Here is a 12,226-nt window from a genome sequence, read left to right as displayed (position 1 = left end):
TATGTATATACAAATTACACGCACCGAGGTTCAACCCATGTCCGCCTTCTTCGCCGAGCGCGCGCTGTTGCCTGATGGATGGGCCAATGATGTACGTCTTGAGGTCAACGCCGAAGGCGTCTTGATCCATATCCAGGCCGGTTCCCAAGCAGACGGCGCCGAACGGCTGGCGGGTCCTTTGTTGCCAGGCATGCCGAACCTGCACTCCCACGCCTTCCAGCGGGCCATGGCCGGGCTGGCGGAAGTGGCGGGCAATCCCAACGACAGTTTCTGGACCTGGCGCGACCTGATGTACCGCCTCGTTGGTAAAATCAGTCCCGATCAACTCGGCATCATCGCTCGGCAGCTGTACATCGAAATGCTCAAGGCCGGCTATACCTCGGTCGCCGAATTCCATTACGTTCATCACGACACCGACGGCACGCCCTACGCCGACCCGGCCGAACTTGCCTTGCGCATCAGCCAGGCCGCCATTGCCGCCGGCATCGGCTTGACGCTGCTGCCGGTGCTCTACAGTCATTCCGGCTTCGGCGGTCAGGCGCCCAATGAAGGGCAGCGCCGATTCATCAACAGCACTGAAAACTACTTGAAGTTGCAGTCGCGCTTGCAGTCGGTCCTGGCCGGGCAAGCGAATCAGGCCCTGGGCTTGTGCTTCCATTCCTTGCGCGCCGTGACGCCCGGGCAAATTCAAGAGGTGCTGGCCGCCAGCGATCCCCATTGTCCAGTGCATATCCACATTGCCGAGCAGCAAAAGGAAGTCGACGATTGCCTGAGTTGGAGCGGCGCCCGCCCGCTGCAATGGCTGTACGAAAATGCCCCAGTCGACCAGCGCTGGTGCCTGGTCCACGCGACTCATGCCAATCCCCAGGAAGTCAGCCTCATGGCCAGGAGCCGGGCGATTGCCGGCCTGTGCCTGACGACCGAAGCCAACCTGGGGGACGGTATTTTTCCAGCCGTGGACTTCCTCGCCCAAGGCGGGCGGATGGGTATCGGCTCCGACAGCCATGTGTCGTTGAGTGTGGTGGAAGAGTTGCGTTGGCTGGAGTACGGCCAGCGGCTGCGGGATCAGCGGCGCAACCGCCTGTATCGCGCGGATCAGCCGATGGTCGGACGCACGCTGTTCGATGCCGCGCTGGAAGGAGGAGCCCAGGCGCTGGGGCACCCCATCGGCGCCTTGCAGGTTGGCAAGCGCGCCGACTGGCTCGTGCTCGACGGCAACGACCCTTACCTGGCCACGGCCAACGGCGACGGCATCCTCAATCGCTGGCTGTTTGCCGGCGGGGATCGCCAGGTGCAGGACGTGATGGTCGGGGGGAAATGGGTGGTTCGCGATGGACACCACGCCGGGGAAGCAGAGAGTGCCCGGGCCTTTACCCAAGTACTGCGCGAACTCCTGGGCTGACAATCCTCAAAAATGTGGGACCTGACTGGCTCCCACATTGGGTCTCGGGCCTCGGTCAGTCCGACGTCTTGGCCATCTGCCGATCCGACGCACGCCAGATCAACCGTGTCGTGTCATAGCCCTGCTGGCGCGCCTTGCTCAGCAATTCTTCACGCACGTCCACATTGACTGTTGGCGAGCGGGATAGCAGCCACATGTAGCGACGGCTCGGATCGCCGACAATTGCCGTCTTGTAATCGTCGCTGACGTACAACACCCAGTATTCCCCCTTCGCCACGCCCGGCACGATCCGCGAGAACCAGGTGTCGAATTCGACCCAGAGCTTGTCGGTCTTGCCTGGCACTTGCGGGGATGCCGTGCCCCTGGCTTCCTCCCACTGCCAATCCGACGTCAGGCAGCGGTTGAATACATCCACGTTGCCGTCAGGCTTGAGGGTGTAGTGAGCTTCGGATTGTGCGCAGTTGCGCTGGAAATACATCGGCAGGCGGGCCAACTCGTACCAGGTCCCTTGGTAACGCTTGAGATTGACACTGTTGACGGTCTTGGGCGCCAACGGGTCTACGCCAGAAGTGGCACAGCCGGCCAATACCAGGCCAGCCAAAAGCACAAAAACTAACCGCATCATTATTTTTTTCTCCCGTGGGCACTTGGCCCCGGTTTACTTCGGATTACTTCAGGCCTTGGCCGGAAAACATCAACACTTTGTCACCCGCGTACTGCACGCTGATAAAGCTTTTCTGGTCGCCCCAGGTGCAGCTGGACATGCCGAGCGCGCCCGAACAATCAGTCGGTTTACCAAGCAACGTTTCGACCTCGGCCTTGGGCATGCCGGCCGACAACTTCGAATAGTTTTCCTGGTTGACCTTGCTGCATGCGGTCAACACGACGCACATAAACAGCAGGGCGATAGATCGCAGCGACATGGTGTAACTCCTGGAACGGAAGGGAGGTGGCAGGGTGCCAACCTGAACCTTAGAAGAGAAAACCCTTATCTGGTTCCCCGACGAGCCCAGTATTTATTGGCCGCACCGTGGTGCTTCATCGGCTAATCGTCCAGTTTGTGACGCCGTCGTGCCTTTCGTCGGGAATGGGCCGCTGACACCTGATGGGCCGGACCTTTGCGCCGATAAAAAGTAACAGCGCAAAGTCCAGCGTTATGGCAAATTGGCGCCCCTTTCTGACCCGTCCCTCCGCGGTAGCGCTCTTAATGACCAGAAACATGAAATTCAGCCATAAAATCCTGCTAGCTGCCGCCCTCGTAGTGGCCGTCGCATTCGCCTGTTTCATCCTGTTCAACGATTACCGCCAACGACAAAGCCTCAACGCCAGCACCGAGACGTCGATGCAGGAACTCGGCAACCTGACCAGTCGTAATATCCAGACGTGGGTCGAGGGCCGTATTCAACTGCTGCAATCGCTGGCCCAGCAAATTGCCATCGATGGAAACAGCGCCGAGAGCTTGAAGCGCGCCGTGGGCCTGCCTGCCTACACCGGCAACTTCCAGCTCAGCTATTTCGGCGGTACCGACGGCGTCATGTTCTCGATACCCGCCGGCAATCGTGCCGCCGATTACGACCCTCGCGCCCGCGGCTGGTACAAGGCCGCCAATAGCGCCCAGCAAACCATCGTCACCGAGCCCTACATCGCGGCTTCGTCGGGCAAGCTGGTGATCACTGTTGCCACGCCGGTACAACGCCAGAACCAGATGATCGGCGTGGCGGGGGCGGACATCGACCTGTCGAGCGTCAGCGCCATCATCAACTCGCTGAATTTCGGCGGCCACGGCCATGCGTTCATCGTCAGCGCCGACGGCAAGATCCTGGTCCATCCCGACAGCAAGCGCGTGCTCAAGACCCTCGCCGAGGCCTACCCCAACGGCGCGCCACAAGTCAGCCCGGGCATGAAGGAAGTCGAGCTCGACGGCAAGACCCAATTCATCTCTTTCACCCACGTGAATGGCGTACCCGGGGCGGATTGGTACGTAGCGCTGGTGCTCGACAAGAGCACGGCGCTGGCGATGCTCAGCGAATTCCGTACTTCGGCGCTGATTGCCATGACCATCGCCGTGGTGTTCATCATCGCCCTGCTGGGCATGCTGATCCGCGTGTTGATGCAACCGCTGCTGACCATGGGCCGTGCCATGCATGACATCGCCGAGGGCGAAGGTGACCTGACCCGGCGCCTGGTCATTCATGGCCAGGACGAATTTGGCGCCCTGGGCACCTCGTTCAACCGATTTGTAGAACGTATCCACACATCGATTCGCGAGGTGGCTTCGGCGACCGGTCAGGTCAACGAAGTGGCACTGCGCGTAGTCAGCGCGTCCAACTCGTCGATGTACAACTCCGACCAGCAGGCGTCGCGCACCAGCAGCGTGGCCGCGGCGATCAACGAGCTCGGCGCCGCCGCCCAGGAAATCGCCCAGAACGCCGCCCTCGCCTCGCAGCATTCCAGCGAAGCCCGCAACCTCGCTGAAGATGGCCAGCAAGTGGTGGATAAAACCATCACGGCGATGCAGCAACTGTCGGCCAAGATCAGCGATTCGTGCGGCAACATCGAAACCCTGAACAGCAACACGGTGAACATCGGCCAGATTCTCGAAGTGATCACCAGCATTTCCCAACAGACCAACCTGCTCGCACTGAACGCCGCCATCGAAGCCGCCCGCGCTGGTGAAGCCGGACGTGGCTTCGCGGTGGTCGCCGACGAAGTACGCAACCTGGCCCACCGCACCCAGGATTCAGCGCAGCAAGTGAAGAAGATGATCGAAGAGCTTCAAGTCGGCGCACGGGAGGCGGTGCTGACCATGACCGACAGCCAGCGCCAGAGCGAGAGCAGCGTCGGTATCGCCAACCAGGCCGGCGAACGCCTGGGCAGCGTGACCCAGCGCATCGGAGAAATCGACGGCATGAACCAGTCCGTGGCGACCGCCACCGAAGAACAGACCGCCGTGGTGGAATCGATCAACGTCGACATCAACGAAATCAATACCCTGAACCAGGAAGGCGTGGAGAACCTGCAAGCCACGTTGCGGGCCTGTGCCGACCTGGAACAGCAGGCGGCGCGGTTGAAACAGTTGGTGGGTAGTTTCAGGATTTAGCGCCGACATCCCGAGCAAGCTTCACAGAGATTGTGCGAGCTTGCTCGCGATAGCGGCATTAGCGCATGCGAGACCTTATGTCAGCGCAGCCCTGACGCGAGACCGAATTAAGACTAGAATCGGTCCATCCACAATTCCGAGGTCCGCCTGATGAAGCTGTCATCCCAAATCAAACCCATCAGCTACTTGAAAAGCCATACCGCTGAGATCGTCAAGACGATCACCGAGACCAGAGAGCCGCTGGTCATCACCCAGAACGGTGAAGCCAAGCTGGTGGTGATGGATGTAAAAAGCTTCGAAGAGCAAGAAGACACAATGGCGCTACTGAAATTGTTGGCGATGGGCAATCAAGAGATTGAAGACGGTAAATTCAAGGCGATTGAAGAGGTCTTCGGTGAGTTGGACAAGGCCGACATTCAATGAGGTTGGACATCGTCATCCTTCAATCGGCTGAAGCGGACCTTAAGGAACTTCGTAGCTATCTCATTGAGCGATTTTCTCTTCAAGCTTGGCAGAATACCTACGCCAGCCTTAAAACGGCGATCCGTCAGTTGGAGACCTTGCCCTATGCGGGATCAATTCCGGCAGAAATCGAAAGGCTCAATCTCGGCCAGTATCGTCAAATAGTGTCAGGGATGAACAGAATCATTTATGAAGTACGAGGCCAAACGATCTATATCCATATCATTGCCGACAGCCGCAAAAGCTTACCCACGTTGCTGATGAAACGATTACTTCGAAGTAATCCGTAGGGCTTCACTAAAATCGCGAACCAGGCCTCTTCAAAAACTCAATCTCCTCAGCCGTGGATTCGCGCCCCAGCACCGCATTGCGATGGGGAAAGCGGCCAAACCGGGCAATGATCTTCTGATGCCGTTCGGCATAGTCCAGGTTGTCTTCGAACACCGCCCGTTGCGCCTCCGGCTGTTCGCGAACCAGTTCGATGAACCGTGATACGGCTTCGTTCTGTACCGCGAGGTTTTCGCAGTGTTCGAGTACGAGGTAGATGAATACGCGCTGGATGGGTTTGAGTTGCTGGGCCGTGCCCGCCGCCAGACCTTGGGCCACGATTGCTTGGGCACGCAGGTCACCGGAGAAAGCCTTGGGGGTGTCGCGATAGATCATCCGCGGGAGTTGATCCAGTAGCAGCACCAGGGCCAGCCAACCTTCCGGGCGTTGCGCCCATTCAGTCAATCCGCCGGCCAGTGCCTGCTCGACCTGATCGCCGAAGCGCTCTTGCGCCTGGCGATCATGGCCTTTGCCAAACCACAGCTTGCCCTTTTCAGCCGCTATTTCGTCCGGCATTTGGGCTGAACCAAACCACCAATCGAGCAACGGCTGCCAGGGCTCGGCCATGATTTATTCCTTGTGGTAGGCCGTGGCGCGGGCCACTTCTTCTTTCGAGCCAAGGAACACTGCCACGCGCTGGTGCAGGCCTTCAGGCTGGATATCAAGGATGCGCTGGTGCCCGTCGGTGGAAGCGCCACCGGCCTGTTCCACCAGGAACGACATCGGGTTGGCTTCGTACATCAGCCGCAGCTTGCCTGGCTTGGACGGCTCACGGCTGTCGCGAGGGTACATGAACAGACCGCCACGGGTCAGGATCCGGTGCACATCGGCGACCATCGCGGCGACCCAGCGCATGTTGTAGTTCTTTTTCAGCGGACCTTCTTCACCGGCCAGCAACTCGTTGACGTAGCGTTGTACCGGGGCTTCCCAGTGACGCTGGTTGGACATGTTGATGGCGAATTCCTGAGTGGTTTCAGGAATGGTGATGTCTTCGTGGGTCAGCACGAAGCTGCCCATCTCACGGTCCAGGGTGAAACCCTTCACGCCATCGCCCAGGGTCAACACCAGCATCGTCTGAGGACCGTAGATGGCATAACCGGCGGCGACTTGCTCGGTGCCCGGCTGCAGGAAGGCCTTTTCATTCAGGGCTTCGTTCTGGCTCAGGTATTCGTTCGGGCAACGCAGCACCGAGAAGATGGTGCCGACCGGCGCGTTGATGTCGATGTTCGACGAACCGTCCAGTGGGTCGAACACCAGCAGATAGGCACCCTTGGGGTATTTGCCCGGGATCTGGTAGGCATTGTCCATTTCTTCGGACGCCATGCCAGCCAGGTGGCCGCCCCATTCGTTGGCTTCGAGCAGGATTTCGTTCGACAGCACGTCGAGTTTCTTCTGCACTTCGCCCTGCACGTTTTCGGTGCCCATGCTGCCCAGGACACCGCCCAACGCGCCTTTGGAGACGGCGTGGCTGATCTCTTTGCACGCACGCGCTACCACTTCGATCAAAAAGCGCAGATCGGCAGGGGTATTGTTGCTGCGGGTCTGCTCAATCAAATAGCGACTCAAGGTAACGCGGGACATGGACGGCTCCGAAGAATAGGGGGCGGAAAAACCTGCGCAGTTTAGCGCGAGTCGGGACTTAATTCCTCCTATGAGACGGGATATGGAGGATTGAGTTCACGGGCTGGGGCTCGCTTCGGTGTTTATGTTGATAAAGAGGACGCATCACCAGCAGGCTCGCCCATTATGGAAGCGAGCCTGTTCTGAGCAGGCGCTTCAATTATTGACCGGCGGCTTGCGCAACAGGCTGAACGCCATCGCCGCGAGGAACAGCACGCCCAGCAGCAATACCACCCACAGGCCGATTTTTTTCCAGTTGGTCTCGACGACCGCGGGCGTTGTTTCAGCCGCCGGGGTCGAGGTGGCCGCACCGTTCACTGTCGCCGTTCCCAACGTCGCCAGCCGCGACGGCTTGTAGTCCGGCACCAGCGTCGTCAACGGCAGGCTCGCCGCTTTCACCGTCGCGCTGCCCAGCGCCAGGCTGTAGGGGCCTTCGCCACGCGCCAGGAACACCACCTGCGTCGGGCGCACGGCAAAACGCAGGGCCGGGGCTTCGACGCCCAAGCCCCCGCCGCGTTCATCCACGGTCAGTTTCAACTGCTGGACAGTCTGTCCGGACAGCTGCAGCTGGTTTTGCAGCACGTCCTGGCCGTTCTGGGTCAAGCGATAGAGCAAACCGCTGCCCATTGACTGCCAGGGCTGGCTGCTTTCACGGCGGCCGGCCAAAGTCACCGGCGCCAGGCTGTTGGCCTGGCTCAGTTCGACCTGCACCTGCTCGATATTCAACCCCATAGGCAACTGCCAAGTGTATTCACCGGCCTTCGTCGTGCTACCGGCCAAAGGCCGCGACCAGGCCAGCGGCAACGGCAGGTTTTCGCGGCTGGCGCTTTGCAGCTGGGCCGAGGTCAGCACCGGCGCCGAGGAAGGCGAATCCCACAGCAACCGCAAATACCGCGCCGATTGCCCCGGCAAGTTCACTTCATGCTGCTCGACCCGCTCGTCGGCGAATGTCAGTCGCGCAATCTGGCCTTCGCCCCATCCTTGCCAGTGTTGCAAATCGTCACTGGCTTCGATGGTGAAGCGCTGGAAGCCGTCGCGTTCGCTGGTCCAGTCGAGGATCAATTGCTGCAAAGGCGCCTTGATCGCGCTGGCATCCAGCAACCAGCCACGCAGCTCCTCTTCGCCCGCTTCGAGCCGACTGGACGGCTGGACTTCGACCAACGTGCCGTTGGCGTTCGATTGCACCCGCACGCTGGGCGCTCGCTCGCTGTCATCGGCTGCGTTGTAGAGCGGAAACCACTTCACGTCGGTGAGGGTGTGATTTTCCCGGCTCTGCGCCGATTCACGCACCAATGCATACGCCTGAGGCTGTCCGGCCGCGTTGAAGACCCGAAGGTCGCTGAGATCGGTTTGCCGCGCCTGCAATTGGACGTCCAGCGGCAACGGCAGGCGATACCAAGGCCCCTCCCCGCTCAAGGCCAGAGGCACCTGATGGGCGAAATCCGCCGGTTTTTCCTGGGCCGTGGCCGACAGCGCCACCCACAACCCGACCACGCCCAGCCCGATCCGATTCAACTTGCGACTCAAGACGACACTCCCTCACTGACAGGCATCGGTGGCTCGGTTTCCGAGATCGTTTCCGGGCGTTTCGGTGGCAGCGGCGCAAAGTAGCCCACCACCAACAACAAGACCCCCACGCCAATAAACGACACGATCCGCGCCAGACCGCCACGGTTACTCAATTCGACAAAGAACAACTTGGCGACCACCACGGCGATCAGCGCCGCGCCGATCAACCACACTTCACGCCGGTGCCGCAGGTGCCCGCCAATCATCAGGCCGAGGGCAATCAAGGTCCAGACGATGGACAAGCCGGCCTGCACGAACATGGACTCAAGCAGCGCGTCCAGCTCGTACGGGACATCCATCCACTGGTGGGCAACGCGCATCACCAAGGCGGTGAAGAACGCGAACAGCGACACACCGGCGATCAACTGGGCGATCTGTCCAATGCGATTCCAGCGGTTCGTCGATTGCTCCACAGCATTGCGGGCCCACACATAGATGCCGAACAAGGCGAACAGCAGGCCCAACTCCAAGGGATTGAGCAACGGCACGTAAGGCAGTGGCTCTGAGTTGCCGTCACTGAAGGTGTTGGTCATCCAGAACCAACCGAGCATCAAAAGCGCCATGGGCGCCGCCGCGTAGACACGATATTCGCGCGGTTGGGCCGATACCGGCCACGGCAAGGTGCGCGGCGTCGCCATCAGCACCAGGTAAAGACCTGGCAGGATCGCCCAGGCCAGCCATCGCCAGGCGTTGTACTGCTCGGACAGCAACAGCAGGCCGTAACGCAACTCCAACATCAGCACCGCCATCAGCAACCAGCAACCGAGCACATGAGCGGTACTGCGCGCCTGGGCCGGCAGCGTCGCGGCCAGGCGTTTCAGCGACAGGAAATGCACGGCAAATACCGCCAGCCAAGCCAGCCAGCCAAAGTCCGCCGCCGGGTGATAGTAACTGTGCCCCGTCGCCACCAGCACACAGCCTGCTGCTGGAATCAACAAGGTGCACAGCAGCCCCAGCGCCGCCCATTTCAACCGCAGCGACAACACGCTCCACACCGCCACGCTGGCAGCCGCGACAATCAGCAACAAGCTACCTTGCAGGTTTTGCGGGGCAAAGCGCAGCACTTCGCTGACCCACGCCAGCGCCCACCAACCGGCACCCCAGATCAGCAACAGCTCGGACAAGCGCTGCAAGCTCAATACATCGAGTTCCTGCGCCGCGTGCGCCCGTTGCAGACGCCATGCGCCCACCAACGCGGCCAGCCCCAGCACCAGCGGCGTCCAGAAACCGCTGTGGGCCAAGGGTCGCAGGTCCTCGGCATTGAGCGGCCCCAGCAGTGCCGGCCCTGCCACCAGGAACGACGCACCACCAAGCACTTGCAGCAACAGGCCAAAGACAAAGCTCACGCGTTGCTTGAGGTACAGACTCAGCCAGATGATCAGCAGGCCGCTGGCCGCCCACACCCCGCTCGCCGTTTGCCACGGCAGGACGAACAGCACCGCGAGATTGATCAGCACCAACCCCGCCAGCAACACCACCGACAAGCTGCGCAGCAACCGGACATCGTTGCGCACCATGTCGTCGCGCGCCGCCAGCAACATACCGCCGATCAACGCCAGGCCGATCAGCGAAGCACTGAGCAAACCGCTCCACCCCGCGCTGAACACCGCGGCCGAATCGCCTTCGGCGCCTTGCAAGCGCAGCAGGAACAGCGCACCGCCGAGCAGTTGCACGGCAAACGCGGTAAACAGGAATGCGCGTGATTGCAGGCGCAGGCCAACGATCAGCGTTGCCAGGCCAGCCAGCGCCCAGGCGATGGCGGTGCCGTGGATGAAGAAGAACAGCGGCGCCAACAGATAGAGGAAGCTCAACCCCAACACTGCCAGCACGGGCTGCGCCTGACGTTCCCAGCTCGCGATGTGCCCAGGCTCGGCCTTGCGCAATTGATAGAAGCTGAACAGCAAGGCACCGCCGAGCATCAACGCACCCAGCCATGAACCCTCCAACAGGCTGCCTTCGCCAGTATGCAATTCACTGACGAAGGCCAGCGCCGACCCCAATTGCAGCAGCAACGCGAAAATTCGTGCGAATGGCCGCTGTTGACGCAGGCCGAGCCAGAAGATGCCGGCGCCCTCCACCGCCCACGCGGCGGCAGTCCAACGGGCATCGAGGCCAAGAGGAATCGCCAGACTGGTGAAAATTACCCCCAGGGCGAGACAGGTTTCGGCCAGCAACACGGCGCGACCACCCATCAGTACGCGAGCCAGCCCCATGTAGATCATGCCCAGGGCCAAGGCGCTGAAGGCGGCGGCGAATTCCAGATGCTGCACCAAAGCGAACTGCAAGCCGAAGCCTACCAACGGTGGGCCGAACAACATGCTGCCGTCTACGTAATCACCCTTGCGCGCCGACCAGCGCAGCATCGCTTCGCGGCTGTCATCTTCGGGGGCATCGCTCATTTCCTGCAGTTTGCGCCGGGTGAACAGCAAGCCGATCGCCAGGTACATCAGGAAGAAAACAATCAGGAACGGTTCCGTACTCCACAACAGTTCCGGCGCATAGGAACGCAGGCCCCAGGCGAAACCGATACCGAAGGTGCCAACGAAGCCAATCAGGTTGAGCAAGCGCCAGGCCCTGAACCAGGCAATGGCGAAGATCCCGGTATTGAGCAAGATGAAATAGCTGAACAGCGCGACATGGTTACCGCTGCCGGTGGACGTCAGGATCGGCGCGGCAAACCCGCCCAATGCCGCGGCCGCAGCCAAACCCAGGGCGTTTTGGGTAACGGCCAGGATCGCCGAAAACACCGTGACCGCCACCAGCAGGCCCAAGGCAGCCTTGGAGTCGAGCAACGGATGCAAGCGCATGGCAGCAAATACGGTCAGGTACAGCACCGCAATCCCCGCGCCCTGCAACATCAGCGCATAGTTGCTGTTGCGTTGGCGCAACCACCAGCCCAGGCCCAACAGGCCCAAGGCGCTGGCCGCGACGCCGGCGTAACGCACCTCGATCGGCACGATCATGCCTTCGGTGGCGTAGCGCAGCAAAAAGGCCAGGCCAAGGAACAGCAACACCACACCCACTCGCAGCACGGTATTGCCGCCGAACAGCCAGTTGCGCGCGCCGGTCCAGGCACGGTCGAACAGATTCGGACCGCGTGGGGCTGCCGGTTCCGCAACCCTCGGCTCCATGGGGAGAGGCTCAAAGTCTCTATCAGCACGCCGGCTGGAGGCTGCTGGCGCAGGGCTCCAGATTTCTTCCGGCAACGGCTGGCTGGCCTGGGTGACCATGACGGAGACGGGTTCGAGTTCGGGTGGCAGATCCCAGATGAGCTCCGGCCCGCTGCGGGCATCGGGCTTTGCGGCCTGGGGCACTACAGACTCGGGCGCTGGCGTCGGATCACTCGGCGCGGCAACGGTGCCGCTTTCGAGGGCCGCTAGACGCGCTTCCAATGTGAGCACGCTTTGCTGGGCGTCTTGCAATAAAAGCTGTTGCTTGGCGACCTGGATACCCAGTCGTCCCAATCGATACGCCTGGGCGACGCCGAGCCCCACCAACGCTCCGATCAGCGCATCGGCGAACGACTCATCCACCACCCAGCCAAGGGCCAGGCCCAACAGCGTCAAAATCCATTGCATATGGTCGATATCCCTAAGCCGCCCGTTGCGGGCATGACCGGGATGATGCAGTGCCCGGGTCAGCCTGGCGAAACCGTCCAACCCCTGTCGGATTGTCAGTATTTCCAGTGCTGGGCCCGGCGACCATCAAGCCCGGCGAAACTGACGCCTAGTATATCGACGAAGCCC

10 protein-coding genes are annotated in these 12,226 nt (G+C 61.0%); 4 read left to right on the top strand and 6 right to left on the bottom strand.

Annotation, left to right across the window (positions count from 1 at the left end; genetic code table 11):
- Nucleotides 1-37 precede the first annotated feature (37 nt).
- Nucleotides 38-1,402, top strand: a complete 1,365-nt coding sequence (locus tag HU806_RS19045; RefSeq protein WP_186613280.1) for a formimidoylglutamate deiminase — start codon at nucleotides 38-40, stop codon at nucleotides 1,400-1,402.
- 55 nt (nucleotides 1,403-1,457) lie between these two features.
- Here HU806_RS19045 and HU806_RS19040 read toward each other — a convergent pair whose 3' ends face one another.
- Nucleotides 1,458-2,027: a lipocalin family protein gene (locus HU806_RS19040; protein WP_186613278.1), complete on the bottom strand. Its 570-nt coding sequence runs from the start codon at nucleotides 2,025-2,027 to the stop codon at nucleotides 1,458-1,460.
- Between the two features lie 43 nt (nucleotides 2,028-2,070).
- Nucleotides 2,071-2,325 (bottom strand): hypothetical protein, encoded by a 255-nt coding sequence (locus HU806_RS19035; protein ID WP_003186715.1) that lies wholly within the window; start codon nucleotides 2,323-2,325, stop codon nucleotides 2,071-2,073.
- 284 nt (nucleotides 2,326-2,609) lie between these two features.
- Between HU806_RS19035 and HU806_RS19030 the strand changes: the two genes are divergently transcribed.
- From HU806_RS19030 to HU806_RS19020, 3 genes are all read left to right on the top strand, one after another.
- The gene (locus tag HU806_RS19030) at nucleotides 2,610-4,502 is read left to right on the top strand and encodes a methyl-accepting chemotaxis protein (protein WP_202884435.1); all 1,893 of its coding nucleotides are present in this window, start codon (nucleotides 2,610-2,612) and stop codon (nucleotides 4,500-4,502) included.
- Between the two features lie 150 nt (nucleotides 4,503-4,652).
- Nucleotides 4,653-4,925: a type II toxin-antitoxin system Phd/YefM family antitoxin gene (locus HU806_RS19025; protein WP_186613274.1), complete on the top strand. Its 273-nt coding sequence runs from the start codon at nucleotides 4,653-4,655 to the stop codon at nucleotides 4,923-4,925.
- A complete protein-coding gene (locus tag HU806_RS19020) occupies nucleotides 4,922-5,254 on the top strand; it encodes a type II toxin-antitoxin system RelE/ParE family toxin (RefSeq protein ID WP_186613272.1) in 333 nt (110 codons plus the stop codon). The genes HU806_RS19025 and HU806_RS19020 overlap by 4 nt, the downstream gene beginning before the upstream one ends.
- A gap of 7 nt (nucleotides 5,255-5,261) precedes the next feature.
- Here the strand turns inward: HU806_RS19020 and HU806_RS19015 are convergent, their stop codons facing one another.
- The 4 genes from HU806_RS19015 to HU806_RS19000 all read right to left on the bottom strand — a co-directional run bounded on the left by HU806_RS19015 (nucleotide 5,262) and on the right by HU806_RS19000 (nucleotide 12,058).
- A complete protein-coding gene (locus tag HU806_RS19015) occupies nucleotides 5,262-5,858 on the bottom strand; it encodes a DUF924 family protein (protein WP_186613270.1) in 597 nt (198 codons plus the stop codon).
- Between the two features lie 3 nt (nucleotides 5,859-5,861).
- A complete protein-coding gene (locus HU806_RS19010) occupies nucleotides 5,862-6,872 on the bottom strand; it encodes a class 1 fructose-bisphosphatase (protein WP_025211364.1) in 1,011 nt (336 codons plus the stop codon).
- A gap of 195 nt (nucleotides 6,873-7,067) precedes the next feature.
- A complete protein-coding gene (locus HU806_RS19005) occupies nucleotides 7,068-8,438 on the bottom strand; it encodes a DUF3999 domain-containing protein (protein WP_186613268.1) in 1,371 nt (456 codons plus the stop codon).
- Entirely contained in the window at nucleotides 8,435-12,058 is a 3,624-nt protein-coding gene (locus HU806_RS19000; protein ID WP_186613266.1) for a DUF2339 domain-containing protein, read from the bottom strand. The genes HU806_RS19005 and HU806_RS19000 overlap by 4 nt, the downstream gene beginning before the upstream one ends.
- Nucleotides 12,059-12,226: the final 168 nt, after the last annotated feature.

The organism is Pseudomonas sp. SWRI154 (assembly GCF_014268645.1).
Classification (GTDB): domain Bacteria; phylum Pseudomonadota; class Gammaproteobacteria; order Pseudomonadales; family Pseudomonadaceae; genus Aquipseudomonas; species Aquipseudomonas marvdashtae.
This window is presented reverse-complemented; position numbering and strand designations above follow the sequence as displayed.

Bases quoted from the DNA above. Each gene is read 5' to 3' on its own strand.
- HU806_RS19045 (WP_186613280.1), top strand. From the start codon at position 38: ATGTCCGCCTTCTTCGCCGAGCGCGCGCTGTTGCCTGATGGATGGGCC.
- HU806_RS19040 (WP_186613278.1), bottom strand. From the start codon at position 2,027: ATGATGCGGTTAGTTTTTGTGCTTTTGGCTGGCCTGGTATTGGCCGGC.
- HU806_RS19035 (WP_003186715.1), bottom strand. From the start codon at position 2,325: ATGTCGCTGCGATCTATCGCCCTGCTGTTTATGTGCGTCGTGTTGACC.
- HU806_RS19030 (WP_202884435.1), top strand. From the start codon at position 2,610: ATGACCAGAAACATGAAATTCAGCCATAAAATCCTGCTAGCTGCCGCC.
- HU806_RS19025 (WP_186613274.1), top strand. From the start codon at position 4,653: ATGAAGCTGTCATCCCAAATCAAACCCATCAGCTACTTGAAAAGCCAT.
- HU806_RS19020 (WP_186613272.1), top strand. From the start codon at position 4,922: ATGAGGTTGGACATCGTCATCCTTCAATCGGCTGAAGCGGACCTTAAG.
- HU806_RS19015 (WP_186613270.1), bottom strand. From the start codon at position 5,858: ATGGCCGAGCCCTGGCAGCCGTTGCTCGATTGGTGGTTTGGTTCAGCC.
- HU806_RS19010 (WP_025211364.1), bottom strand. From the start codon at position 6,872: ATGTCCCGCGTTACCTTGAGTCGCTATTTGATTGAGCAGACCCGCAGC.
- HU806_RS19000 (WP_186613266.1), bottom strand. From the start codon at position 12,058: ATGCAATGGATTTTGACGCTGTTGGGCCTGGCCCTTGGCTGGGTGGTG.